This is a genomic window from Micromonospora sp. NPDC049230 (assembly GCF_040647875.1).
GTDB lineage: Bacteria > Actinomycetota > Actinomycetes > Mycobacteriales > Micromonosporaceae > Micromonospora.
Genome location: NZ_JBEZCZ010000052.1, coordinates 24,439 through 48,468 on the forward strand (window position 1 = coordinate 24,439; position 24,030 = coordinate 48,468).

Sequence of the window (24,030 nt, forward strand, 5' to 3'; positions counted from 1 at the left end):
TATCGGTGGGCGGTGCTACTCGACCAGGTCGGCGAGGCTGGTGTCGACGCTCAAAAGGCCGGGCATCTCGTCCCGGCCGAACTCGACCACCCGGTCCGATCCCTGCCGGTCGACGTAGATGTCGAGCCCGTGCAGGGTCACCGCGATGCGGTCGGGGTGCTCGTCATCGACGCCAACCCGGATCTGGATCGCGTCCAGCAGCGCCCGCGCGGCTTCGATCGTGCGCTCCACGGGTGCCGTCTCGTCGCGCAGAACGTCGAGCGCGCTATCGATCACGGGTGCTTGGTTCGGGTCGCTGTTCATGGGGTCCTCTCCGTCTCGGAATGGCGGGTGTCCGGCCCGCACGCCATACGTTACACGACGGAAAAATATCACGCAACAACCTCGGTCGGGAGGCTCATCCGTGCTGGCCATCAAGTCCGTCGCCGACCTGCGGACCGGTGACATCGGGTTCTCGTCCATCCGTGGCCGGGTCGGTGCCGGCGTGCTCGCCGGGCAGACGTCCATCGACCTGGCGGCGTTGCTGCGCGGCCGCCGCGTCGAGAACGCCGGGTGGATCACCCACGCGTTTATCGTCAGCCAGTCCGACTACGAGTCGGCGGCGATCGTGGAGGCCATGCCGTCCGGCGCCCGCCGGGTTGTGCTCACCGGGCGGGACCGCATCGGCCCTGGCTACGCGTACGTACGGCTACCCGATGAGATCGGCCTTATCGGGTGGCGGACCGCGGCCGGGATCACGGCCGCGAAAATGGTCGGCACACCGTACGGATTCGCCCAGTACGCCGCGCTGGCCGCGCTCACCCTGACCGGTGGGAACGCCGCCAACGCGCAGGGGCCGCTGGCCCGGTACGTCAACCGCCGCGACCCGGTCACGAGGCATCCGGTGCAGATGATCTGTTCGCAGCTCGTAGACGAGGTGCTCCGGGCCGTACGCGTCCCCCTGTTCAAAGACGGGCGGCCGCCGCAGTACGTGACCCCGGGCGCTCTCTTCTGGCGGGCCGCGCAGATAGGGGATGTGTGCATCTGCTGATCGACAGAGAGGGGACGGGATGGCCACCATTCCGCGCAGCCTGACCCACCGGATCATCCGCCGCCGGCTGTCCCGGTTCGTCTGGGGTTCCGTGCCGGTGCTGTCCCCGTTCGAGCAACGCCTCCGGCTGGCCGCTCTGGGCGACCACGTCTGCCAGGCCCGGACGGTCACGCCGTGACGGGCCCCGACGAGCAGCCCACCGAGCACACCGCCCAGGAGGTCGCTGACGCCCGGGTCGCGTACACGGCGTACGGGGAGACCACCGGCGGGCTGAATGTCCGCGGGGAGCCGATGCCCGAGTGGGACGGGATCGGCCCGGTCATCCAGAGCGCGTGGGTCGCGACCGCGGCCGCCGTTCGCGCCCGGGTCGAGCAGGTCAGCCTGCCGATCGTGCTGCAACGGATGATCACGCGCGTTGACATGCTCCACGAGGGGCGCGCCGCGGCGGGCCGGCTGTACCCCGGCAACAACGAGGCCGCCCGCGAGCGCGTATGCGCGTGGCTGCGAGCGCACGCCGTCGACCCCGAAACGGTTCCTGACGGTGCCGGGTTCGAGATCCATGACGGGCAGCTCACCGTCGAAACTGTCGTCACTGACGAGGACGGCAACAGCATCGCGGCCGACCGGGGATACGACGCGGTGCAGCGGGTCGGTCTCACCGTGCCGCTGCGGGAGCCGTTCCCTGGTGACGGCTGACACCACCCCTGGGACGTCGCCGGCGTCGCCGGCGCGAGAGATGGAGGATCACGCCATGCCGAAGCACGAAGACCGGCTCGAGGACACCACCGCGTCTCCGCTGGCCCCCGCCGCGGAGCGGGGCATCACGGACGCCAACGAGCGCGACGACCTGCCCAACCCCGACACCGACACCAAGCAGTCCACCAAGGACGCCAAGGGCGACACCTCGGGCAAGTAGGGCCGACCACGCTGCCCGCCAGCGACGCTGGCGGGCAGCGTCAGCCCGTGGGCTCGGGCACAGAGAAGAGGGCCACCAGCCAGCGGAGCACCCGGGCACGGCGGACGGGGTCAAGTCGAGCGAGAAGATCGGTCACGGACTGCATGGTGGCCAGTTCTTCGGCGGTCTCGTTGTCCATGGCCCGAATCCTGACCTGCCCGTGTCGCGCTTATGTCGCAGCGAACTAGGCGGCGAACAGCTCGAGCTGCCCGGTCATCTCAGCGAGCAGGCGGTGGGCCCGGGCGGGGCGCTTCGGGACGGTCCGGGGTCGAGGCTTCGGCATGGTGGCGATCTCCTTGAGCGCGCCCATCTGCTGAAACATGCCGCGCGTGCCGTTCAGCGGCCGGTCAGCATCCGGCCAGATCGCCGTCACAACGTCGGCGTACTTCTTGCCGGCCAGCACGGTCACCCGGGCGTCGAGGATGCCCAGCAGGGCCGCCTGGCCGCGCACGGTGGCCACGGTGACGCTGCCCGGCTGGCCCATGGTCAGGTCGTACGGGTCGATGACGGTCGCCGGGTCGAGTAGGCCGTACTTCGCCGAGAGGATCAGCAGCCGACCACCCCTCGCGGCGGCCGCGCGGCGGCAGGCCCGGTGGTAGCTGCCGACGTACAGCTCACCGGCGGGCGCTGCGGTGGGCAGCTTCTTACCGCCGCACGGCACGATCACGACCTCGTCCGGGGCCGCCTCAGCCGCACGCTCGGCGATGATCCGTGCTTTCTGCTCGGCCATCGCGCGGGCACGCTCGGCCTGGTCGGCGTCGTGGGCCGGCTGCAGCTCGGCGAGCCGCTCGGCCAGCGCCAGCGCCAGCGCGCCGCGCCCCGCCTGGGCGGCCCGGAAGTAGTCACAGCGCAGCGAGGACCAGACCAGCGCGATCGTCGCGTCGGCGCTGCGCCCGGACGAGGACCAGTGCATGTAGTCGTGCACGGCCGCCTCGAGGTGGGCCGCGTCGATGCGGGCGCGCTCGATGTCTTCGACGGCGACCTCGACGGCCGGGGCGATCCAGAACCGGACCGACGCGCTCAGGTCGGCGAGGTGCTCGCCGGTGGTGGCGTCGAGGACCTGGACCCGGGCGCCGGCAGTGCGGAGGTTGACCAGCCGGCCGGCACCGACGGGCTCGCGGTCGGCGCCGAAGTACATGCCGCCGGTGGGCCGGGCGTGCGCCTTGAAGGTGGCGCGGGCCGGGCGGGTGGCCGGGGCGATCGGGCCGAAGAGGTCGAGCATCGCGGTTTTCCTCCGTCTCGGTGCGGGGTGTCCGGCCCCACACCTGTCAAGTTACACGACGGAAAAATAGACCGCAACAACCCTGGTCGTGATTCCATCGACCGGGCCCTTTGAGCTGCGCAACTTCTCATTTCTCGCCCTGAAATGAGGGGCCCCCACGTACCGACCGGGAGGTCTGACCATGTCCAACAAGCGCAGGACGCGCGTCCCCGGCCGGTACGAACGACCGGCAGCCATGCGCCCCCAGCTCGGCGACGTCGCCGGCGAGCGAGGCGTCCAGGCCGGCTACCGGGCCGCGATCCGGGCCAACACCGAGGCCGCCCGCCGCGCGGCGCAGCACTCCGCGACCGAACGCGTCCTTGGCCGGGTCCATTCGGTCGAGTTCGACGGCGTCGACATCACCCCGTTCATCACTGGCGAGGTGACCGCCTCCGGCTCCCACGACCACCGCCGCGCAGTGGCCACCGTCGAGAGCACCGCGGTGGCCGAGCGCGTCGAGCTGCACGAGGCGACCACCGGCGGGGCGATCCGGGAAGCCAAGCAGGGAGCCGGGGGCACGTACGTGATCGACGTGATCCGGAGCGGGTGGAACACCTCGGGCAGCCGGTACTACTCGCCGGCGCTGCTCGAGCGCGACGTGCCCAAGGTCTACCCCCAGGGCACCCACATGTTCATCGACCACCCCCGGGCCAGCGACGCCACTGAGCAGCCGGAGCGGTCCCTGACCACCCTGGCCGCAGTGTTCTTGGAGACCCCCTGGGCCGTTCGCGAGGACGACGGATCGGTGACCATGCGAACCACCGCCCGCGTGTTCGCGCCCTGGCAGACGTTCGTCGCCGAGGCGTGGCCGCACATCGGCGTCAGCATCAACGGCCAAGGGCACGGCGACCACGGCGAGGCCGAGGGCCGGCACGGACTCGTCATCGAGGAGCTGACGTACGGCCAGTCGGTCGACTTCGTGACCCGGCCCGGTGCGGGTGGTCGCGTCGTCGGGCTGCTCGAGTCCGCCCGGGAGGCCGCGGCGTCGCCGGCTGGCCGCGCCGCGGTGCTGCGCGAGTCCGGATCCCTGGGCGCGTACGTCGAGAGCCGCATCCACCTGGGTTTCACCCAGATCGCCGACGAGCTGTACGGCGAAGGCCGGGTCACCCGGGAGGAACGCATCGCGCTGTCCGGCGGGATCGCCGACGCCCTGGGCGCGTTCGTCGCCGGCGTCGAGCGTGACGCGCCGCAGCTCTACGAGCGCAGCCGCTGGGCGACGCCGGAGGGTGCGACCGAGACCAGCGAGGCCGCCGCCGTGCGGGTGCGGGAGACCACCGCCGAGGAGCAATCCCGGGCGCTGTCCGACGCCCTGGCGGCCGAGTACGGCGGCAGGGACCGCTACTGCTGGACCCGCGACTACGACCCCGACCGGCATCTCGTCTGGTTCGACACCGGCCATGGGGGCGACGACGCCGGGAAGCCCGGCACCTGGCAGCAGTCGTACCAGATCGGCGCTGACGGGCGGGTGGAGCTGCTCGGCGACCGGGTCGAGGTCCGGGCGCGCACCGTGTACGACCCGGTGCGCCAGGGCGGCACCACCACCACAGAGACCACCGCCGGCGACCCGCCGGTGGGCAGCGAAACGGGCTCCGCGCCCGACATCACCACGAGGGAGAACGACATGGGCGACAAAAGCCCCGAGGTCGTGGCGCGCGAGGCCGCCGAGGCGCAGCTCGCCACCGTGACCCGCGAACGCGACGAGGAGCGCGTCGCGCTGGCCCGCTACCGGGCCGGCGAGGCCGCCACGCCGATCCTGGACGGCCTGCTGGCCGAGTCCGGTCTGCCGGCGCCGGCACAGGCCCGCGTGCGGGCCGACTTCCCGGTCACGGCGCTGCCGCTGACCGAGTCCCGCGCCCTGGACGAGCCCCGGCTGCGGGTGCTCGCCGAGGCCTCGATCAAGGCGGAGACGGCATACGTCGCGCAGCTCGCCGAGGGCAACGGCGCCGGTCGCGTGACCGGCATGGGCGCCGGCATCGGTGCCGGAACGGGCGCCCCCGCGGGTGCGCTCCCCGCCGCGTTCGGTGCCCCCACGCGCACCGCCGAGGCGGACACCGTCGACCAGGCCACGCGAGAGGCCATGGTCGCCATTTACGAGCGGCGCGGCATGCCCAAGGAGGCCGCGCTGGCCGCCGCCAACGGGCGCCTCTGAGCGCCCGGAATCGGCCCGAGAAACACAGAGAGAGAGGTAGGGACCGATGGCACTTCGTGACTTCCAGGTCCACGAGGACGGCGACCAGCTCTACCGGAAGCTGACCCAGCCCGCGGCCGGCGGGAAGGTCGGCGACCCCGGCCTGGTGGGCGACCGGCCGTGCGTGCTGCTGACCGACCAGGACTCCAATGGTGGCGCTAGCTGCAAGTTCAACGGCAGCTACCGGCTGTCCGTCAAGGGCGAGAACGGTGCCGGCAACGCGGCGCTCACCGTCAACGCGCCGGTGTACTACGACGCCGCCGCCACCCCCAAGATCAACGGCGACAACACGAACGGCGTGCGCTACGGGACGACCATCGAGGCCGTCGGGTCCGGAGCCACCGCCGCCGTCGTCGTGGATCTCCACGGCTAGAAGGGGCCGACACCAACATGACGATCACCATCCAGCGCCCCGAGAAGACGCACTTCGCGTCCACCGTGGAAGCCATCGACGCGCACGCGGTCAACGTCCGCGCCCTGTTCGGCAACGGGGGCATGTCCCCGGTGGCCACGTCCACCCGCCAGGCCGGCGTCGGCCAGTTCGGCCGGCAGCAGTGGGAAACCATGGTCCTCGAGGCCGAGACGTTCGTGGAGCAGATCATCCGCGGCCGCCGCGGCACGCACCAGTTCGCCGAGGCCATGAGCACCGACCTGTTCCCGGCCCTGTTCGGCGACAGCCTGGACCGGCAGCTCTACGGGGCGTACACCGCCGCGCCGACGACCTGGCGTAACTACGCCCGACGGAGCATGGTCAACGATTTCAGGGAGGTCAAGCGGTTCGCCGCCTCCGGGGTTCGGAGCTTGCTCACCAAGACTCCGGAGTTGACGGAGCACGAGCGGCGCACGACCGAGGAGAAGGAGTACAAGTACGCCGTCGAGAAGTACGAGGCCGGCTTCGGTCTCAGCTTCGAGGCGATGGTCAACGATGACCTGGACGCGTTCGCGCGGCTGCCGCAGGATCTGGCGCAGTCGGCGGTGGACAGCGAGGAATACTTCGTCACGTCCATCTGGGCTGGCGCGTCGGGTCTGAACCCCGCCTTCTTTACCGGCCCGAACGACAACATCCTCACCGGTAACCCGGCGCTGACCCGCACCGCCCTGCAGGCCGCGATCACCAAGCTGATGAAGCGGACCGACGAGCGGGGCAACCCGATTGCCGTGACCGCGGTCGAGCTGGTCGTCGGCCCCGGCCTGGCCCTGCAGGCGCAGGAGATCATCAATGCCACCGAGTACCGGATCGTGCAGGGTGGCAACACCACGATCATCTCCGGCAACGGTGTGGCCGCGAACCTGCGGGTTTCGGTCAACTACTGGCTGCCGGTCGTGGCGAAGACCGCGAACGCGGACACCACCTGGGCGGTGTTCGCCAACCCGACCAGCTCGGCCCGCCCAGCCATCGAGGTCGGTTTCCTGCGCGGCTACGAGCAGCCGGCCCTGTTCGAGAAAATTCCCGACATGCGGCGGATCGGTGGCGGCGGCGAGGTGCCGTGGAGCTTCAACTCCAGCCAGGCGGAGAAGAAGGTGCAGCACATCTTCGGTGGCACCTTCATCGACTCCCGCATGGTCATCGGCTCGGACGGCAAGGGTTCCTGACCCGATGGCCCGTGACGACGGGCTGTCGTTCGCGCAGCGGCTCGACCGCGCTGGTCTCTCGCCTCAACAGCGTGAGACCAGCGCGGCGACCCTGCTGCTCGCCGAGCTGGCCCACGAGATGAATGAGCGGTTGGCCGCACAGGCCAGCCTGCTCGAGGAGATCCGCGACCGGCTCCCCGCCCCGGCGGACAGCACCGCGGCAGCCGACAGCGGGGAGGGAGGCGGTGCAGGCGTGCAGCTCCGTGAGCCCCAGGGGCCACCGGCCGACCCGGACGACAGCCCGGACAGCACCCCCGGGCCCCAGAAGACCACCGGGCGGGCGGCCACCCGGCGCCCGGCCACCAAGGCGACCGCCAGTAAGACGGCGCCGGCCAAGAAGACCGGCGGCCGAGCATGACCCCGTCGGCGCTGGCGCGGCGGCCGGCGCCGACGGGCACCACCAGGACCACACCAGCGAGGGGTGAAAGCAGATGACCAACCCGCGTGAGCTGTGGATCGGCGGGGTGTTCGCCGTCGACTGGGACCTGACCGTCACCGGAACCGTGGTGGTATCCGGCACCGTCCAGAAACCCGACCAGACGCCAGCGTCGATGACGATCGACCACGCGAACGGGTCGAGCACCTGGCGCGCGTCGTACTCCCCCACGTCCGCCGGCGAGTACGGCTACCGGCTGACCGCCACGGTCGACGGGGCTGCTGCCGGCGCGACCGGCGGCACGTTCCTCGTCAACCGGGATCGCACCGGGGCGCCACCGATCACCCTGAACACGGTCATGCCGATCGGCATGATCCGGTTGCTGATCACCGACACCGACGAGGCGTTCCCCCTCTTCACCGACGAGGAGATCGGCGCGCTGCTGGCCATCGAGGGCGGGGTGGTCAAGCGGGGGGCCGCGGCCGCGCTCGAGACAATCGCCACGAGCGAGACCCTGATCGGCAAGAAGATCACGACCCAGGATCTGTCGACGGACGGGCCTGCGGTCGCCAAGGAGCTGATGGCCCGGGCGCGGTCGCTGCGTGACCAGGCCGACGTCACCGACGGGGTGGCATCCGACCCGTACAGCTACGGGTTCGACTTCGTGGACATCAACACCCCCGGCGGCTGGCTCTAACCACCCACCCATGCAGCCCAGCCCGCACCCCGCCCGGGGTGCGGGCACTTCGTCGCGGGCGCGGCCCGCCACCCGTGAGGAGACACCATGGCCGAGATCCAGGCCAGACAGCCCGGCCCCGACGGGATCGCCCTCGGACTCGCTCCGGCCGCGGCGGGCGACACCGCGAAGCCCGGCAACCATCGAGCGCTGCTGGTCCTTAATGGCAGCGGATCCCCGATCACCGTGACGATCGCGGTTCCCGGCGTCACCGCGACGTTCGAGCCCATCCCCGACAACGCCGTCACGGTCGCCGCCAACGAGCTGCGGGCGATTCCCCTGCTCGGTGTGTACGCCGACCCGGAAAACAATCGGCTGGCCGCGATCACCTGGTCCTCGACCACCAGCGTTACCCGGGGCGTCATCCAGCTATGACCGGTCCGGCCCGACCAGGCCGACACGGCAGGGGGTGACGCGGTGCCGCTACGCCACACCCGGATCATCCACCCGCGCTGGCGGCCGCACTACGAACCGACGGTCCTCGGCACGATGACCGCCCGGATCCGGCTGTCCAAGCCCGAGCGGCTCGGCATCCGTGACCCCGTGAGCGGGAAGACCCCAAGGCTGCCACCGGTGCCGTACTACGAGGGTGCGGCCCGGGTCCAAGCCCGCGGAGGGTCGAGCCCGGCGGGCAGCACCGCAGAGCGGGACGTGGACGCCGCCCCGTACCTGGTGGGCGTACCGGTCGATCTGGGCGGGGCGGTGCCGGAGCGCGGCGACCTGGTCGACGTGCTCGACGCCGACGACCCGCTGCTGCCCCGCCAGCGGCTGTACGTCACCGAGGTCCCGACCGCGTCGGTCATCCTGCAACGCAACCTCGGCGCCGACCTACACCCACCCACCACGCCCCAGGGGTGACCGGTGGCGTCCGTGTGGGTCGAGGGCGTCGACCAGATGAACACCGTTGCCGCGCAGCTACACCGCAAGAACCAGCGGATCGGCGCGCAGGGCGCCGCGGTGTTGCGCATGTCGGCGTTCGCGGTCGAGGGGTGGGCGAAGACCTTCGTCCCCGTCGACTCCGGCCACCTCCTGAGCACCATCGGGCCGCCGCAGTTCAGCGGCGACGGCCGGTCCGGGGCGATGGAAGCGGCTATCTCGGCGACCGCCCGGTACGCCGTCTACGTCGAGTGGGGCACCCGGAACATGGCGCCGCGGGCGTTCATGGGCCCGGCGCTTGACCGTGTGTCCGGCCAGTTCGTCGCCGCGGTTGCCGCGATCAGTGACCCGTTCGATGGCGGCATGGTGGGGGTGCGTGGCGGTGCCTGACTTGGAACCCTCCCGGCTACACGCCGAGGCAATCAAGACCCTCGCCCAGGTCCAGCTCGCCGCGATGGGGTCCGCGCTGACCTGCTACGCGGACGACGTGCCGGACGACCCCGCGTACCCGTACGCGGTGTTTTGGTCGACGCCGGCGACGCCGTTCGCCGCGGCGGAGCGGATGCGCGGGTGGGGTCAGGAGGTCGAGACCGTCACCCAAGCCACCGTCGCCGGGCTGACCGTCAACGACGTGATCGGCGCGGTTGACCGGCTCATCCTCGCCCTGCACCGCCGTAAGCCGACCGTTCCCGGCCGGCAGGTCGGCGATTTCGAGGTCGACGGCGTCGCAGCCCGCCCGGGCCGCGACCCCGTACCAGCACCGGGAGGGCTGTCGGTCTGGACGACCGTCTTGTTCTTCCGGCTCATGTCCAGCCCCAGCAGCACACCGTAGGGAGCGTGACCCGGCATGGCCGATGACACGACAGACACCACGCCCGGGGACGCCCCGGACGTAATCAAGACCGGTTCGGACGGCAGCCTGCCCGAGGATCTCGGCGGCCGCCGGGCGTGGGTGTGGATGCAGGACACCCCCGACGGCGGTGGCGGCCGTTTCGACGTGCTCGCCTCCCGGGTCGGGGTGTGGCGCAGGAAGGGCGCCACGGTCGTCCCGAACTACCCGGTCCACTTCGGGCCGTCGGGGCGGACGGCCAAGCCGGCCGCGAACCTCGGCGGCGGCAACGCCGGCGCGGAGGGGCAGCAGCCGGCCGCGCCGACACTGTCCGACCAGCCCACCGGCGACGCCGGGCCCCCGGACACGGTGACCTTGTCCGACCAGCCCGCCGACGATGCCGGGCCCACCAACTCGGCGACGCTGGCCGCCCAGCCCAGCGACGAGGCCGCCGCGGCTGACACCACCACGACCAGGACGAAGGGCGGGCGTACCCGATGACGCAGCCGATCCCCGCGAGCGTCGGCACGAACGGCACCATGCTGGCGCTGTTCATCCCGTCGCTCTCGAACTACCTCTCCGGGTTTACGGTCGCCGAGGCGACTTCCGGCGCGGTGCTCGACATCACCTGCTACCTCACCGGCGACGGTCTGACCACCGAGACCAGCGAGAACAACATCGAGGACCCGCGGCTGTGCTCGAAGCAGGTGTTCGAGAACCGCGGCGACTCGACGAAGACCATGGAATTGACGTACGTCTTCAACCCGGCCAGCCCGACCAACGACGAGGCCCGCCTCGCGCTCCCGGCCGGCACTCGGGGGTTCATTGCCCTGCGGTGGGCCATCGACTCCGAGGTCCCCGTCGCCGCCGACCAGGAATTCGACGTTTATCCGGTCGAAATGGGCGCGCAGCGGAAGCAGACCCCGGGCCGCAACGGCGTGCACCGGATCACGCAGAAGCCGTTCATCACGGGCCTGGTCGCCGAGGACGTGTTCGTCCTCGCCGCGTAGCCGACCCCGGCCGTAGTCGTGCCGGTCCGCGTACCCCGGGCGGGGAGTACGCGGGCCGGCACTCCGCTTTCCCCGCCCACCCCGCCCAGCACAAGCAGAGGAGATGACCACCGTGGCCGACACCACCGCCGCCCCAATCGAGGGCACCCCCGACGACGAGTTCGACACCCTGATCGAGAACGCCACCATGCGCCGCAAGCCGGTGCGGTTGAGCCTCGACGGGGAGCTGCGCGGCGAATACGAGCTGGTCAAAGACAGGATCGCCCAGCGGGCCGCCAAGCGCGACGCCGCGCGCACCGCCGCGGCCGCCGCGGCGCTCACCGGCGGTGGCGACACCCGGCTTGGCACCAAGACCCCCGAGGCACCACCGGCAGACGAACGCGACCCGGAGCAGGACCACCTCGACGAGCTGGTCGAGAAGATGCGCGCCAAGGCCCCCACGATCATCGTCCAGGGCATGTCATCGACGGAGTACAACCGGCTGTTGCAGGCGCACCCGCCGCGCAAAGACCCGACCACCGGGCGGGTCGACCCGCGCGACTACGACGGCTACAACTCCGCGACGTTCCCGCCGGCGCTCGTGCGCGCGTCCATCGTCAAGCCGACCATGACCGACGCCCGGTGGGCGAAGCTCGACGCGAAGCTCGACGACACCCAGTTCGACAAGCTTTACAACGCCGCAGCCCAGGTCAACCGGAGGGACGAGGACATCCCTTTCTAGCGAACCGGCTGGCCCGCCATCCGGAGCAGCGCCGGCGGTTGACCACCGCCCGGCAGCTCGGGATCAGCCTCAAGCGGTTCGACGGGTGGGAGCCCCGGCAGATCAGCCGGGTCACCGCCTGGACCGATGATGGGCGGCCAGCCGAGTGGGAGACCCGCACCGAAACGGAATGGGACGACCGGGAACGGTCGCTGATGCTCGCCCTCGGCCTGTACGAGGCCGGGTTGTGCCGCCGGTGCGGTCACCACCTCGACGAAACGATGGACCCGGCCAACGACCAGGACAACCCGGAGACCGGGCACGGGTGGATCGCTGACGGCCCCGACGAGTGTTTCGCCTGCAAGGCGCTGCACCGGGCCGAAAAAAAGTGGGACAAGGAGGCGCCCGACGTGGCGCCCTACTCCATCTGGACGGCGGCGCTGGTCGCCAAGAAGCCCCGCCGACGACACCGGTAACGCCCAGCAGGGCAGAGGGGCGGGGCTGTGACCGAGCGCAACGTGACCGTACGGCTGAGGATGGTCGCCCGGGAGTACCTCGCCGGCGGCACCGAGGCCGAGCGGATGTCCAAGCGACTCGCAGCCGCCCAGCGGGACATGGCCGGGTCGTTCCGCGCCTCCGGTGACGAGATGGATCGCACCGGCCGCCGGGCTGAGGAGTCCGGTCGGCGGATAGAGGCGTCGGGTCGGCGCGCTAACCGGGGGATGCTGTACGCGGCCGCTGGTGTCGCCGCGCTCGGCGCCGCCGGCGGCGGCCTCAAGGTTCTGCCCGGGCTGATCACCGCGACGGCGACCGCCGGCGCGGCGCTCCCCCCGATGCTGCTCGGTGCCGCCGGCGCTGGTGGGGTGCTGATCACCACCCTCAAGGGAGTCGGCAAGGCCAGCGGCGAAGTCCTCAAGAACGACGACCCGTTCGCCGGGCTGAGTCGGAACGCCCGGTCGTTCGTGGCCGAGGTCAAGGCGTTGCAGCCGGCGATGTCTGGGGTGCGGCAGGGCTTCCAGGACCGGACGTTCTTGAACGCGGCCGAGGATCTGAACATCCTGGCGACCCGGGTGCTGCCGCAGGTACGGGGCGGGCTCAACGAGCTGGCGACCGACTGGGGACAGGCGTTCGACCAGATGACCGCCGCGGTGGCCGACCCGCAGTTCATCGAGGGGTTCAACACCGCCACCCGCGGCGCTGACTGGTTCTTCGACCTGCTCAACAACAGGATCCCGGAGACCATGCGGTCGGTGGGGTTGCTGGTCGAGTCCGCCGACCCGCTCGCCCGCGCGTTCGGCCAAGGGTTGATCAACTCGCTGGACAAGTTCAACGGGGCGATCGACCGGGCCGCCCAGGGCGGCGGGCTCGACGACTTCTTCGCCAAGGGCGCGAAGGGTGCCGCCGCGTTCGTTCGGATCGTCGATGGGGTCCTCGACGTGACCGCGATGGTGGTCCGCGAGGTCCAGGCGCAGGGCGGCACCCTCGACGACACCGCGGCGTCGCTGGACCGGTATATCGCCAGCGGCCGCGCCCAGGGCGACGTCGCCGGCATCGTGAACACGCTGACGACCGCGTACGAAGGGCTGCGCGACGTGCTCGGGCCGCTCGGCGCGATCGCCCGCGACGCGCTCGCCGACCCGGCGACCGCCGACGCCCTGGCCACGATGTTCGACGTGGCCACCGCCGGCGCGCAGGTGTTGCAGGTCCTGTTCGGCCTGTTCCAAGCGCTTCCCGGTCCGATGCAGTCGAGCGTGCTGGTGGCGATCGCGCTGGGTATCGCGGTGTCCAAGACCACCAAGGCCCTGGCGATGATGCAGGTCGCGGCCGGGCGGGCCGCGACGTCCCTCGCGGCGACCGGTACGGCGGGGGCCCGGGCGGGGCGCGGGCTCCAGACTGTCACCGCCGGCGCGGGTAAGGCTGTCGGCGCCCTGGTGGCGTTGCAGTTGGCGGGGATGGTCCTGGACCAGTTCGACGGGGCTGCCGCTGATGTGGAGGCACTCGGGCGGGCGCTGGAGGAGTACGCCAGCAAAGGCAAGATCACCGGCGAAATGTCGCGCCTGTTCGGCGAGAACCTCGACGGGATGAGCCAGTCCGCCCGCGGCGCCTCCGACAACTGGTTCCCGAAGCTGGGCCGGACCATCGAGTCGCTGATGCCACCGGCGAAGAACCTCAACGAGATCATCTGGGGCGGGTCCTTCACCGGCGACGTTGAGCGGTTCCAAGCGCTTGACGCGTCGCTGGCTCAGTACGCGAAGACGACCGGCGACACCGCCACCGTGCAGGAGGTGTGGAACAAGGCGTACGCCGCCAGCGGTATGGAGATCGCGGAGTTCTCGAAGCTGCTGCCCTCGTCGACCGCCGAGCTGACCAAGATGCAGGAGGCGGCGCACTCCGGCACGGCCGGGATGCAGGCCAACAGCGAGAGCGCGAAGCTCCTCGCCGGGTCGTTCGAGTCCGCCGCGCTGGCCGGCAAGGATCTGGCCGCCACCATGGATTTGATCAACGGCAAGAACATCAGCGCCGTCGAGGGTCAGATCAAGCTGGAGGCCGCGTACGACCAGGCCGCCGAGACGGTCGACAAGTACGGGCGGGTGACGAAGAAGGGCACCAACGAGATCAACCTCGGGACCGAGGCGGGTCGGGCCAGCATGGAGACCCTGATCGGGATCGAGCAGGCCGCCACCGCGGCCGCCGACGCTGAGGTCAAGCGCACCGGGAACACCGCGGCGGGGATCCCGATCCTCACCGCGGCCCGGGACCGGTTCATCGAGTTGGCCACGAAGATGACCGGGTCGGCGGCGGCCGCGACCGCCCTGGCTGGGGAGATTTTCAAGATCCCCAACAAGGACGTCCAGGTCGACGCGAAGACCGAGACCGCGATCGCGAAGTTGCGCGACGCCGGGTACGAGATCAAACGGTTGCCCAACGGCAAATACGTGATCATCAACGCGAAGACCGACGAAGCAAGGAGGCGGCTCAAGGAAGCCCAGGCCGCGATCGACCGGATCAATGGCAAAACCGTCACCATCACCGTGCGGCGGATCATGACCGGCGACGGGGAGGTGGTACGCGGCCCCGGCGGCGGCGGCACGCAACGCATCGACGCCAAGGGTGGGGTGCACCTGCCCCGGGCTGCTGGTGGGGTGTCGGTGCCGTACGGGCGGCCGATCGCCGCGGCGATGGGCCTGCTCCGCCCGGACATCTACCCGGCCAGCGACCCGCCGCTGTATCAGTTCGCCGAGAAGGAGACCGGCGGGGAGCTGTTCCTCCCCAAGCGGGGCATCGACCGCGAGCGCGGGCGGGCGCTGCTGATGGTCGGCGCGTCGTGGTACGGCGGGGCGTTCGTGCCGATGCGCCGCGGCGGCGCCCGGGTCCAGGCCGCCGCGTCCGGTCTGGTCAACGTTGCGCCGGCGCAGACGAGCACCACGAGCACGGGGCCGACGGCGACCCGGTTGGACTACGCGGAGGCGTACCTGCGGGCAACGAGCGCCGTCACCAGCCTCAACGCGGCGCTCAAAGAGAACGGGAAGTCGTTCTCGACGGCGACGGCGAAGGGGCAGCAGAACCGGTCGGCGGTGTACTCGGCGATCAGCGCAGCCCAGGACGCCGCCCGGACGAAGTACGAGGAGACCGGGTCGATCAAGGCCGCCAACGCGGCGTACGACGAGCACATAGCCCGGCTGCGGGCAACCTTGACGCAGCAGAAGATCAACCGTGCGACGATCAACTCGTTGTTGTCGCTGGCGCAGCGGCCGTCGTTCGCCACTGCCCCGCCGGCGCCGGCGGCACCGAAGAACAGCCAGAACTACGTGGCGTGGGCGCGGGGCGACATCGCCGCGCAGGCCGGCACCGGGGACCTGGCGGACAAGCTGAGTCTCAACCAGGCCGGCATCGACGTCCGCACCCAGCACGGCCGGGAAAACCTCGCCGCCGTGCTCGACTTCCTCGGGTTGGCGGGCACGGCTGCGCAGGCCGCGCACGACCAGTTCGGAGCAGCTAAGGCGACCGCGCTGTACGAGGCGTACATGGCCCAGCTCCGCGACATCCTGGCCACCGCGGGCTACGCCGCCGCGACGATCAACAGCTTGATCAACACGTACGGGCGGATCACCCTCACCCCGAACGCGACCGGCGGCGTCTACATGGCGGCCGCCGGCGGGGTGGGGATGCTCGGGCAGGCCGCGGTTCACCAGCAGCCGGCGTACGGCTGGGCGGAGAAGCGCACCGGCGGGGAGTTGTTCGTGCCTCGCCTCGGTGAGCAGGCCCGCGGGGAGCGGCTGCTGTCCGTCGGCGCCGGGTGGTACGGCGGCCGGTACGTGCCCCGCGGCAGCGACGGCGGCGGGCCGACGACGGTCAACAACAACCTCACCGTCCACGCGCTGCGGTCCGAGCTGACGCTCGCCGAGTTGCAAGGGCTGATGCGGCAGATGGACGTCGAGGCCCGGGTCGGCCGGCGCCGCTAACCACCACGGGGAGGGGCCGCTGTGCCGATCGTCGTCAGTTTCAGCCCGACCACGCCGCCGCCGACGACGCCCCCTCCGCCGGTTGGGGTGCCGACCCGTCGGGTCATCGAGCCGCCCGGGGTGTACCGCGCTCTGTGGTACCCCCCGGACGGCGGCGCCCCGATGGACCTCAACCCCCCGGACGAGGACTGGTGGAGCCTCAAAGCCAACGCGGGGCTCGGGGCGGTGCCGGTCGACCTGGTCACCACGCCCAACCCCGACGGCGGGGTCATCGTGGAGTCCACCCGGCCGAAGGAGCGCACGATCCTCTGGCCGATGCGGATGCGCTCGACCACCCACCTCGGGCTGCTCAAAGCGTGGCGGCACGTCCAGCACCAGATCACGCAGACCCGCGACTACGGCCCCGCCCGGCTGCGGCTGCAACGGCCGGACGGAACCGAACGCGAGATACTTTGTCACTATTCGTCCGGGTTGGAGGGTGACCCCGACGACGGGACGTGGCTCGAAGTCACTGCGGTGATCAACTTGCTGTGCCCGGACCCGTTCTGGCGGGACACCCGCGGCGTGACCATGGAGTTCGCCGACGAGCCGGAGCCGGACTACCTGGCCCCGTATCCGTCGATCGGGTCGGGGCAGACCCTCGGCACCGTCGATGTGCCCAACATTGGGCACCGGGCGGCGTGGCCGGAGTGGACGATCCGCGGCCCGCTGACGTCGCTGACGGCGAGCAACGACACCCGCGGGCAGAGCTTCACCTTGACGTACGCCCTCGCCGCCGGCGAGGTGGCCACGATCAGCAGCCGTCCCATCCAGGTCCGCGGCCCGGGCGGGGCGAACCTCGTCGGCGCGCTGGGGCTCGCCGGCGGCGGCGGGAAACCGTGGCGCCTCGACGGCCGCCGCACCAGCAAGGTCACGTTCGCCGCAGTCGGCTCCGCACCGGACAGCGCACCCGGCGCCGACGACGGCACCCGCATCTGGCTGTCCTACCCGATCGACTACGAGAGCGCATAGGAGCCGCCGTGGGCCGCCGGGCCGAGTACACCCTGCTCATCACCAATCCGTCCGGCTCGCAGACCGTGTGTGACCCGATCGAGGCCGGCGACCCGCGTACCGGGGCGCCCGGTTGGTCGGAGATCCGCCTCGGGCCGCGCCTCAACGAGGCGGGAAGCGGGACGATCACCTGCACGGCTCGGCCGGACATCCTCGCCGCGGTCAACGACCCCGACAACCGGGTTGTCGCACGGCGAGAGGACCCCAGCGGCGGCAGCTCCACCGTGGAGATGGCCGGGCCGATCGAGATGCCGAAGCACGGGTACGAGGCATCCCGCGACGGAACCGACGGGCCGGGCCGGCTCACCATCACGTTCGCCGACGACCTGGTGCTACTCACCGAGCGCGGCGTGTACCCCAACCCCGCCCTGGCGGCCACCGCGCAGACGACCACGAAGTACACAATCACCAACGTCAACCCCGAGGACGCCGCGCGGGCGCTGGTCTATCTCCAAGCCGGGCCGGGCGCACACACCAGCCCCGACCGGCGGACGCCCGGGCTGGTGCTGGGCCCCGACAACAACGTCCTGCCCGGCGTGACCATCTCGACCAGCTTCACGCGTGACGTGGTGCTCTCCGACGCGCTGCGCGAGGTCGTGCGCCTGGGCGCCGTCGCCGCGGACGTCTATCCGCGGCGGCCGCGGCTGCGCATCATCCACGCCGCCGGGCAGCTCCAGTTCGTCGTGGAGATGCCCCCAGACCTGAGCGACGCGGTGATCTTCTCCCGGGCGCTGGGCAACGTCGAGATGACGGACTACGCGCCGGAGTCGCCACGCGACACGGTCGCGATCGTCGGCGACGCCACCGCCGGCCCGGGGCGGATCGTCAAGGAGCGGACCAACGCCGACGCGCACGCGGCCGGGTGGCGCCGACGTGAGGTGTGGGTCGACGCCCGCGGCGCAGCGAACGCGGCCGAGCTGGAGCAGGCCGGCGACGACGTGCTCGCCGAGGGCGGCCCCAAGGTCGGGTTCACGCTCCGGGCGATCGACACCGCGAAGACCCGCTACGGCTACGACTACCCGCTGGGCGCGATGGTGGCCGCCGAGCCGTACGAGGGCCAGATGGTGTCCGCGCTTGTCATGGGCGCCGACATCACCGTCACCGCGGCGGCGGGCGAGGACGTGGTCCCGATCGTCGGCGTGGACGGCGACCAGGTCGACGACCGGAAAGCCGCTGAAATTCGCCGAATCTTGCGCCGCCTCGGCTCCCTCGAAGGTGCGCTCTAACACGTCAGAAAGTGGGGGTCGGTTGTGGCGTATGAATCGTTCCCGAACAACCAGCACAATAACCGGGTAATAACGCTGGCCGAGCATGAACAAATCGTGGCACCGAACAGCCTTTCCGGAATAGTGGGGCCATTCCTTTCAATCCCGCCCGTCTTCGCCGACGGGACGGGGCGACACGTTAAACTCCGCGCGGGTGTGAAGGCGTCCATTCTCGGTACGCGGTTCAACAACCTCACCGAAACTCTGATCCCTATCGGGGAGAATACGAGCGGGAAGAACCGCATCGATCTGGTGGTGTTGCGGCTGCGCCGGCAGGAGAGCAGCCTCGGCGCCGGCGATCAGTACACGATCGCGCCGTACGTCATCCAGGGCGGACCGGCGGACAACCCGGTGGCGCCGCCTCCGGTGCGCAACGACACCCCCGGGTCGGGGTTCTGGGACATCCCGATCGACGAGGTCTACGTGGTCAACGGGGTCACATCGATCGGGTCGGGCGCCACGTCCTGCCAGGCGTACCACATCGCCGGCAGCGGCTACGTCGGCCGGTGGGAATGGGCGTTCCCGCCGGTCGAGGCCGGTGTGGTTTTCAGAGATGAGCAGCACTCCGTCACCTACATCGGCACCGGCAGCGGCACCTGGCAAAGCTTGTACGAAGACACGAGCTGGGCGGCTGTCGGAGTCGCGGCGGGATGGTCGACCGCTCCGACGGGGAAGTGCCGGATCCGCCGCGTCAACCGGGTCGCGTACTTCCAGCTCGACCTGTTCCGCACCGGCGGGAGTCTCCCCCTGGGCGGCAGTCGCCAACTGGTCGCGGTACTGCCCCCCCAATTCGAGACCGACCAACAGGTAACCACGCTGGGGTCTGTCACTGTTGCTGGGTCGTCATGCCGATTCTCGGTCGACCCCGCCAACAACGTGATCATCGACATGTATTCCGCCATCCCGACCGGGCAGGCAATTTCGGTACTTATGCAGTGGCCGACGAGCGTGGTGTGAGAGGGCGGAGACGGTGACGCAATTCTGGCACGGCGGGGATATCGCCTCATACATCGTCGGGGTCGGGGCCGGCAACGCCGCAATTTTCCAGCCCGGCGCAGCCGTCAAGATCTGGAATGCCCGCACCGGCGGGGCGCAGATCACCGAGCTACTCGACGCCGCCGGCAACCCGATCACCCAACTGGCCGCAGGTAGCGGATCAGGCGGTGACGGGTGGCCGGTAGGTGGGCTGCCCCGGTACAAGGCGCCCACGAAAGCGGTGTGGGTCGGCGCGGATGGGCAGCCGCGGGTCTTGTCCATCACCACCGACATCCCCGACCTGCTCGACGCGCTCGTCCTCCAGATGCAGGGGGCGGTGTCCGCGGCCAACGCCGCGGCGGCGGCCGCCACGGAGTTGGCCGGCAGCTCGTCGGTCACCGGGCACGAGGCCGCCCTGGACCCGCACCCCGCCTACGTCAACAACACCCGCGGCGACGCGCGGTACGTGCGCGCCAACCTGGGCACCATCGCCCCGTTGCAGGCCCCGGTGGAGGTCGCGACGTTCGCGTCCACGCCGCCGCAGAACGCGGCGAACTGGATGGAGCTGTGGGTCATCGAGGGGGGCACACCGCGCCTGGTGTCGTGGGAGAACGAACGCAGATACCCGCGCCACGAGCAGGTCCCCGGCTCGCTGTGGGACAAGCTCTACGAGGCGGTGGTGGCGTACAACGGCACCGGGCGGGCCTACAGCGTGCAGATCCGCGGGGCCGACAACATCCGTCGCGACGCCGGCGGCATCGACGCGAAAGCGCGGCTGGTGACCTCCGAGCAGCCGTGGACGCAGGTCGTCGCCGTCGACCCCGACGCGACTGGGAAGTACAGCGCGTCCCCGACGGTTGGGCCGTCGCCGCTGGGTGTGCGGTGGGAGGCCGACGACGTCGTCCGGTTGCAGGGCCGGATCCGGGCCACCGGGGTCACCGCCGGCGACAGCCTCGCGTCGCTCCCGGCCGGGTTCCCGCCGCTGTCCGCCCGGTTGCACGCTGTACCGACGAGCACCGGCGCCCTGGTGGTGTGCGAGCTGCTCCCCACCGGGCGCGTTGTCGCGCGGACCACCGTGGCCGGGCCGCTGGATGTGTCGCTGGACGACGTCACGTACGTGCGGGTCGTCGCACCGCAACCGACCGGCGACTTCACTATTGCCTCGGCTGGTACGGCCACCCCGGGCACGGTCAGCCCGCTCACGGTCGCGCACGCCGGCGCGACGGGTCGGTTGTATCTGCTGGTGCTGTCTCGGTCGAGCGCGACGGACGCGTACACGACGGTGACCGACAACGCGGGCAACACCTGGACCCGGCGGACATTCGCGCCGGCGTCGGGCAGTGTGGGTCGGCGCATCGAGCTGTGGACCTGCCAGCCCGGGGCGACGTTCGCCACGGTCTCCGCCGCGTTCAGCGGGACGGGGACGGCGTACGCGAGCCTGTACTACGTCACCGGTCACAACGTGGCCAACCCCATCGACCAGATTGCGTCGAACTTCCGGGCCGCGGCGACGGCGCCGGCGGCGGTGGAGGTCACTCCGAGCGTGCCGGCGACCCTCGCGGTCGCGGCGATCGCGGCGTCACCCAACACGCTCGCCCAGACGACTCCGTCGGGTGGGTGGACGGTTCTGCCCAGCAGCACCGGCGGGCCCGCTGTCGTGTATCAGACAAACCCGGCGAACGGGGTGGCGCTGGGCGTGTCCTGGACGCTGGCGACGGCTTCCGGGTCGGGCCACGCGATCGCCACGATCCGGCCCGAGTAGACGGTTTGATGATCCGCTGTGGTCGGTGGTCGCTCGGGGCGACTGTACCGTCCGCGTTACTGGCAATTCGGACCCGCTGGGCTGATTGATTGGTCAGATTTCCCGGCCAGAAGGACGCGGCTCTAAGATCCGCACGGATGTACGATCGCGTAGCGGCGCACCAGGGTAGTTGCGGTTCGGTAAGGATCGCGGGGCCGCCGCCACGAAACGCTTGAAATGTTGGTCGTCGGCTGTGAGCGCGACTAAAGTCCCCTCCACGGGACGGCCAAGAAGTTTCACGTTTCGGTCACGAGTGACGAACACTGCCCCGCCTGAGGGGGGACGGCGACGAGAGCGGCAGGGGACTTGGGAGCGCGCGGCAAGCACTCAACCCAAGCCCCCCACCGACTCGCCGCCCGGGTAGCCGGGCGATTGAGCCCGAGCCGCCACGGGTGCGGGGATGGCGCGGGTGGGACCGCTGCCGTCCCCGCACACTGGGCAGTCTGCGGGTGTCGATGGCTAGAAGGAACGGCTGTTGCTGCGCAACCCAGCCGCCCCCAGCCAGATCCGCCGCTCACCGCCGTCGCAACGCGTAACTGCGTCGGCATGATCGAAGATACGCGTCCAACGCTATCCATCGATGCATTCCCGACCGTCCGGGGCGACAATACCCCGCGGACCCGATGATCAGCATCTCGGGATGGCACCGTTTGTATTAACGGGTAAAGAAGTGGAGCGGGGCGTCCCGCGCAGTGATCGTCGGGGCCATGGGGTAGGGCCGGCGGTCACTGCGCGGGACGCCCCGCTTTCTGCGTGCTTGCCCGTCAATACCTCGGTACGACGATCAAGCGAACGGCCCCGACCTGGGCTGGGAGCGCTCGCAGTTCACACCAGAAACCCTCGTGCTGCAGCTCCCTTTCGAGAAGATCGACTGCGGTCGTACTACTCACCGTCACCCAGGCCGCCCCGGGCTGCCCGTCGACCGGGTCGACAATGACGGGCTCGCGGTTGGTCGTGTGGGCGACGATTCGACGGACCCCTTCGGACTGGAGCCTCGACAGAGTTCGCGTCACGTCGACCGCACCAGCCGGTACGCCACGCAGGACCAACTCGTCGAGCATCACCCCGATGGACTCGCACGGGCCGTCACAGAGCGCTTCGCTGCACATGCAGAGGTCGCACCGGCAGTGGCAGTGCTGCGCGCCCAGGTCGTCGGCCGCGGGCGCCTCGCCGGCACCGTGGCAGAACGCGCACCCCGGGTCCGGGCGGCCGGTGCCGGGCAGGACCAGGTGCAGGGGCAGCAGCCGTCGGGCCATGCGCCCGGGTCCGTCGCGTTCGCCGATGAGCGCGGCGTAGAGCAGGGTCAGCGCGTCCGCCTGGCTGATGTCGTTGCGGATGCCGACCCGGGCGCGGTCGCTGGCCTGGCGGATCATCGCCACCAGGTCGAGGAATTCCGGCACGGCCGGCGTCAGGCTGTTCACTGGCCGGGTTCGTTCTTGGTGGGCGGGGCCGGGTTGAGCGCAGAGGCCGCGCTGATGAACCGCCCGGCGTCGCTGAGGAAACCGCGCATGTCCCAGCCACCCTCGGCGAATTCGACGTCGTACACGTCTTCGGATGCCAGCCGGTCGATCGTGTTCAGGCCGTCCTTGATGGTGTCAGCGGCGGCCGCCAGGGTGTCGGCGAGGTGCTGGCGCAGCTCGAGGATCAGGATCTCCTGTGCGACCAGGCTCAGTGCGCGGGTCATCAGGTCGGCTGCGCGGTCGATCGCCTCGGGCGTGCCGCCGAGCTGGATGGCGAGCCGGTCGGCGACCGCGCTCTGCTGCCAGCCGTTCATCGTCCGCAGGTACTCGAACAGGCCCTGCACGTCGGTCGGGATCGGCTCGGTGGTGTCGGGCTCGTCCCCGATCTCGACCACCGCCCGGTCGTAGTCGCTGTTGGCCATGGTCAGCGGAAGCGGGTCGGGGTGGCCCTGGGTGCGGTACTGGGCGGCGAGGAGGTCCACGACGCGGGCACGGTCGCGGGTCGGGACGTTGCGGAGGTAGTCCACGAACGCGGCGGGGTCGGTGGGGATGGGCGTGGCGAGCTGGGCGGCGTCGCCGTGGTGCTCCGGTGTTCCGGCCGGGTCGGCGGTCATGGTCAGTCGTGCGGCGGTGGGCTCGGGCATGGGTGGGTGGTCCTTCCGTCTCGGGTCATGCGGCCAGTCGGTCGCTGTCACGGGCGACCGCTGGGTGGGTGTCGGTGTGGCGTAGGGCGTCCTCGAGGACGGCGCGCCGGTCGATGGTGAGCTGCCACCTGGACGGGCCGGGGCCGCGTGCGGTGGCCAGCTCGGCCAGCGCGAGGGGCCGCGGCAGTCGGTTCTCCTCGGCCGCCAGGTCGTCCGGCGGGCCGAACCGCTCGGCCATCAGGTCGTCGCGCAGGCTGGCAGCCAGGGCGGTCGCCAGATCGGCGGCCAAGTCAGCGGCCAGGTCGGCGGCGTCCGCCTCGTCAAACCCCGGGCGTTGCTGCATCCACGGGGGCAGGCTGTCGTGCATCCAGCCCGCCCCGACCACGGTGGCCACGGGTCAGAACGGGATGTCGTCGGTCGGCTGGGCGGTGCTGATCAGCGTGAACGGGTCGACCCCGGCGTACCTGGAGGCGGCGCGCTGGAGCAGCGCGACGGCAGCAGGGGCAGGGGCGGGCGCGGGCGGGCGGGGTGCGGCCGGGCGGGTCGGCCGGGCGGGCCGGACCGGGGCAGCAGGGCGGCGGGGACCGGGCGGCGAGGTGATCGGCGTACCCGGGCGAACCGGGGTCGGGGTGGCCGTGTGGCGTCGGACAACCAGCCGGGCAGGCATGACGTCGCCGCGGCGCAGGATCTCGTCCCGGAGCGCCGATCGGCCCTTGTTGGTGAGCCAGCCGCCGGCCTTCTCGTGGTGGGTCTGACCACGCTTGGCGACCTTGCTGGTC

Annotated in this window: 28 protein-coding genes and 1 pseudogene; 22 read left to right on the plus strand and 7 right to left on the minus strand. The window is 71.0% G+C overall.

What is annotated here, in order from left to right; genetic code table 11:
• Window positions 1–15 precede the first annotated feature (15 nt).
• Window positions 16–303 carry a hypothetical protein gene (locus AB0A95_RS30570; protein WP_357559196.1) on the minus strand — a complete coding sequence of 96 codons (288 nt, stop codon included), beginning with the start codon at window positions 301–303 and terminating at the stop codon, window positions 16–18.
• A gap of 100 nt (window positions 304–403) precedes the next feature.
• Between AB0A95_RS30570 and AB0A95_RS30575 the strand changes: the two genes are divergently transcribed.
• From AB0A95_RS30575 to AB0A95_RS30590, 4 genes are read left to right on the plus strand one after another with little or no spacing between them, the layout of a single operon-like run.
• Complete coding sequence (locus AB0A95_RS30575; protein ID WP_357559197.1) at window positions 404–1,030, plus strand: hypothetical protein; 627 nt, start codon at window positions 404–406, stop codon at window positions 1,028–1,030.
• 19 nt (window positions 1,031–1,049) lie between these two features.
• The gene (locus AB0A95_RS30580) at window positions 1,050–1,208 is read left to right on the plus strand and encodes a hypothetical protein (protein ID WP_357559198.1); all 159 of its coding nucleotides are present in this window, start codon (window positions 1,050–1,052) and stop codon (window positions 1,206–1,208) included.
• Window positions 1,205–1,726 (plus strand): hypothetical protein, encoded by a 522-nt coding sequence (locus AB0A95_RS30585; protein WP_357559199.1) that lies wholly within the window; start codon window positions 1,205–1,207, stop codon window positions 1,724–1,726. Before AB0A95_RS30580 ends, AB0A95_RS30585 begins: the two co-directional genes overlap by 4 nt.
• A 55-nt stretch (window positions 1,727–1,781) precedes the next feature.
• Window positions 1,782–1,946 (plus strand): hypothetical protein, encoded by a 165-nt coding sequence (locus AB0A95_RS30590; RefSeq protein WP_357559200.1) that lies wholly within the window; start codon window positions 1,782–1,784, stop codon window positions 1,944–1,946.
• Between the two features lie 40 nt (window positions 1,947–1,986).
• Here the strand turns inward: AB0A95_RS30590 and AB0A95_RS30595 are convergent, their stop codons facing one another.
• Window positions 1,987–2,124 carry a hypothetical protein gene (locus tag AB0A95_RS30595; protein ID WP_357559201.1) on the minus strand — a complete coding sequence of 46 codons (138 nt, stop codon included), beginning with the start codon at window positions 2,122–2,124 and terminating at the stop codon, window positions 1,987–1,989.
• 45 nt (window positions 2,125–2,169) lie between these two features.
• Window positions 2,170–3,207, minus strand: coding sequence for a DUF6884 domain-containing protein (locus AB0A95_RS30600; protein ID WP_357559202.1), 1,038 nt, complete (start codon window positions 3,205–3,207; stop codon window positions 2,170–2,172).
• A gap of 181 nt (window positions 3,208–3,388) precedes the next feature.
• Between AB0A95_RS30600 and AB0A95_RS30605 the strand changes: the two genes are divergently transcribed.
• The 18 genes from AB0A95_RS30605 (at window position 3,389) to AB0A95_RS30690 (ending at window position 21,108) form a co-directional block, all read left to right on the plus strand.
• Entirely contained in the window at window positions 3,389–5,395 is a 2,007-nt protein-coding gene (locus AB0A95_RS30605) for a hypothetical protein (protein ID WP_357559203.1), read from the plus strand.
• A 46-nt stretch (window positions 5,396–5,441) separates the two neighbouring features.
• Window positions 5,442–5,807, plus strand: a complete 366-nt coding sequence (locus tag AB0A95_RS30610) for a DUF2190 family protein (protein WP_357559204.1) — start codon at window positions 5,442–5,444, stop codon at window positions 5,805–5,807.
• 17 nt (window positions 5,808–5,824) lie between these two features.
• Window positions 5,825–7,027, plus strand: a complete 1,203-nt coding sequence (locus AB0A95_RS30615; RefSeq protein ID WP_357559205.1) for a Mu-like prophage major head subunit gpT family protein — start codon at window positions 5,825–5,827, stop codon at window positions 7,025–7,027.
• Between the two features lie 4 nt (window positions 7,028–7,031).
• Window positions 7,032–7,424 (plus strand): hypothetical protein, encoded by a 393-nt coding sequence (locus tag AB0A95_RS30620; protein ID WP_357559206.1) that lies wholly within the window; start codon window positions 7,032–7,034, stop codon window positions 7,422–7,424.
• Between the two features lie 73 nt (window positions 7,425–7,497).
• Window positions 7,498–8,139 carry a hypothetical protein gene (locus AB0A95_RS30625; protein ID WP_357559207.1) on the plus strand — a complete coding sequence of 214 codons (642 nt, stop codon included), beginning with the start codon at window positions 7,498–7,500 and terminating at the stop codon, window positions 8,137–8,139.
• An 87-nt stretch (window positions 8,140–8,226) separates the two neighbouring features.
• Window positions 8,227–8,553, plus strand: a complete 327-nt coding sequence (locus tag AB0A95_RS30630) for a hypothetical protein (RefSeq protein ID WP_357559208.1) — start codon at window positions 8,227–8,229, stop codon at window positions 8,551–8,553.
• Between the two features lie 42 nt (window positions 8,554–8,595).
• Window positions 8,596–9,036, plus strand: coding sequence for a DUF6093 family protein (locus tag AB0A95_RS30635; protein WP_357559209.1), 441 nt, complete (start codon window positions 8,596–8,598; stop codon window positions 9,034–9,036).
• Window positions 9,037–9,039: 3 nt separating this feature from the next.
• The gene (locus AB0A95_RS30640; protein ID WP_357559210.1) at window positions 9,040–9,444 is read left to right on the plus strand and encodes a hypothetical protein; all 405 of its coding nucleotides are present in this window, start codon (window positions 9,040–9,042) and stop codon (window positions 9,442–9,444) included.
• On the plus strand, window positions 9,437–9,886 hold the full coding sequence (locus AB0A95_RS30645; protein ID WP_357559211.1) for a hypothetical protein: 450 nt from the start codon (window positions 9,437–9,439) through the stop codon (window positions 9,884–9,886). The genes AB0A95_RS30640 and AB0A95_RS30645 overlap by 8 nt, the downstream gene beginning before the upstream one ends.
• A 15-nt stretch (window positions 9,887–9,901) precedes the next feature.
• A complete protein-coding gene (locus tag AB0A95_RS30650) occupies window positions 9,902–10,384 on the plus strand; it encodes a hypothetical protein (protein WP_357559212.1) in 483 nt (160 codons plus the stop codon).
• Window positions 10,381–10,893 carry a hypothetical protein gene (locus tag AB0A95_RS30655; protein WP_357559213.1) on the plus strand — a complete coding sequence of 171 codons (513 nt, stop codon included), beginning with the start codon at window positions 10,381–10,383 and terminating at the stop codon, window positions 10,891–10,893. Before AB0A95_RS30650 ends, AB0A95_RS30655 begins: the two co-directional genes overlap by 4 nt.
• 103 nt (window positions 10,894–10,996) lie before the next feature.
• Window positions 10,997–11,614, plus strand: a complete 618-nt coding sequence (locus AB0A95_RS30660) for a hypothetical protein (RefSeq protein ID WP_357559214.1) — start codon at window positions 10,997–10,999, stop codon at window positions 11,612–11,614.
• Window positions 11,615–11,652: 38 nt separating this feature from the next.
• A complete protein-coding gene (locus AB0A95_RS30665) occupies window positions 11,653–12,069 on the plus strand; it encodes a hypothetical protein (protein ID WP_357559215.1) in 417 nt (138 codons plus the stop codon).
• A gap of 27 nt (window positions 12,070–12,096) precedes the next feature.
• On the plus strand, window positions 12,097–16,056 hold the full coding sequence (locus AB0A95_RS30670; protein WP_357559216.1) for a hypothetical protein: 3,960 nt from the start codon (window positions 12,097–12,099) through the stop codon (window positions 16,054–16,056).
• A 21-nt stretch (window positions 16,057–16,077) separates the two neighbouring features.
• On the plus strand, window positions 16,078–17,067 hold the full coding sequence (locus tag AB0A95_RS30675; protein ID WP_357559217.1) for a hypothetical protein: 990 nt from the start codon (window positions 16,078–16,080) through the stop codon (window positions 17,065–17,067).
• Between the two features lie 8 nt (window positions 17,068–17,075).
• A complete protein-coding gene (locus tag AB0A95_RS30680) occupies window positions 17,076–18,332 on the plus strand; it encodes a hypothetical protein (RefSeq protein WP_357559218.1) in 1,257 nt (418 codons plus the stop codon).
• Window positions 18,333–18,356: 24 nt separating this feature from the next.
• Entirely contained in the window at window positions 18,357–19,328 is a 972-nt protein-coding gene (locus AB0A95_RS30685) for a hypothetical protein (protein ID WP_357559219.1), read from the plus strand.
• Window positions 19,329–19,341: 13 nt separating this feature from the next.
• Complete coding sequence (locus tag AB0A95_RS30690) at window positions 19,342–21,108, plus strand: hypothetical protein (protein WP_357559220.1); 1,767 nt, start codon at window positions 19,342–19,344, stop codon at window positions 21,106–21,108.
• Window positions 21,109–21,911: 803 nt separating this feature from the next.
• Here the strand turns inward: AB0A95_RS30690 and AB0A95_RS30695 are convergent.
• The 4 genes and pseudogenes from AB0A95_RS30695 to AB0A95_RS30710 form a co-directional block, all read right to left on the minus strand.
• Window positions 21,912–22,568: a hypothetical protein gene (locus tag AB0A95_RS30695; protein WP_357559221.1), complete on the minus strand. Its 657-nt coding sequence runs from the start codon at window positions 22,566–22,568 to the stop codon at window positions 21,912–21,914.
• Complete coding sequence (locus AB0A95_RS30700; RefSeq protein WP_357559222.1) at window positions 22,565–23,251, minus strand: hypothetical protein; 687 nt, start codon at window positions 23,249–23,251, stop codon at window positions 22,565–22,567. Before AB0A95_RS30700 ends, AB0A95_RS30695 begins: the two co-directional genes overlap by 4 nt.
• A gap of 25 nt (window positions 23,252–23,276) precedes the next feature.
• Window positions 23,277–23,645 carry a hypothetical protein gene (locus AB0A95_RS30705; RefSeq protein WP_357559223.1) on the minus strand — a complete coding sequence of 123 codons (369 nt, stop codon included), beginning with the start codon at window positions 23,643–23,645 and terminating at the stop codon, window positions 23,277–23,279.
• 3 nt (window positions 23,646–23,648) lie between these two features.
• Window positions 23,649–24,030, minus strand: a pseudogene (locus AB0A95_RS30710) (hypothetical protein); the annotation flags it as partial.

What these genes read in the sequence shown, in the direction of transcription:
- AB0A95_RS30580 (WP_357559198.1), top strand. Translation starts at nt 1,050, where the DNA reads ATGGCCACCATTCCGCGCAGCCTGACCCACCGGATCATCCGCCGCCGG.
- AB0A95_RS30610 (WP_357559204.1), top strand. Translation starts at nt 5,442, where the DNA reads ATGGCACTTCGTGACTTCCAGGTCCACGAGGACGGCGACCAGCTCTAC.
- AB0A95_RS30605 (WP_357559203.1), top strand. Translation starts at nt 3,389, where the DNA reads ATGTCCAACAAGCGCAGGACGCGCGTCCCCGGCCGGTACGAACGACCG.
- AB0A95_RS30625 (WP_357559207.1), top strand. Translation starts at nt 7,498, where the DNA reads ATGACCAACCCGCGTGAGCTGTGGATCGGCGGGGTGTTCGCCGTCGAC.
- AB0A95_RS30660 (WP_357559214.1), top strand. Translation starts at nt 10,997, where the DNA reads ATGACCACCGTGGCCGACACCACCGCCGCCCCAATCGAGGGCACCCCC.
- AB0A95_RS30630 (WP_357559208.1), top strand. Translation starts at nt 8,227, where the DNA reads ATGGCCGAGATCCAGGCCAGACAGCCCGGCCCCGACGGGATCGCCCTC.
- AB0A95_RS30650 (WP_357559212.1), top strand. Translation starts at nt 9,902, where the DNA reads ATGGCCGATGACACGACAGACACCACGCCCGGGGACGCCCCGGACGTA.
- AB0A95_RS30700 (WP_357559222.1), bottom strand. Translation starts at nt 23,251, where the DNA reads ATGCCCGAGCCCACCGCCGCACGACTGACCATGACCGCCGACCCGGCC.
- AB0A95_RS30655 (WP_357559213.1), top strand. Translation starts at nt 10,381, where the DNA reads ATGACGCAGCCGATCCCCGCGAGCGTCGGCACGAACGGCACCATGCTG.
- AB0A95_RS30595 (WP_357559201.1), bottom strand. Translation starts at nt 2,124, where the DNA reads ATGGACAACGAGACCGCCGAAGAACTGGCCACCATGCAGTCCGTGACC.
- AB0A95_RS30615 (WP_357559205.1), top strand. Translation starts at nt 5,825, where the DNA reads ATGACGATCACCATCCAGCGCCCCGAGAAGACGCACTTCGCGTCCACC.
- AB0A95_RS30620 (WP_357559206.1), top strand. Translation starts at nt 7,032, where the DNA reads ATGGCCCGTGACGACGGGCTGTCGTTCGCGCAGCGGCTCGACCGCGCT.
- AB0A95_RS30590 (WP_357559200.1), top strand. Translation starts at nt 1,782, where the DNA reads ATGCCGAAGCACGAAGACCGGCTCGAGGACACCACCGCGTCTCCGCTG.
- AB0A95_RS30600 (WP_357559202.1), bottom strand. Translation starts at nt 3,207, where the DNA reads ATGCTCGACCTCTTCGGCCCGATCGCCCCGGCCACCCGCCCGGCCCGC.
- AB0A95_RS30570 (WP_357559196.1), bottom strand. Translation starts at nt 303, where the DNA reads ATGAACAGCGACCCGAACCAAGCACCCGTGATCGATAGCGCGCTCGAC.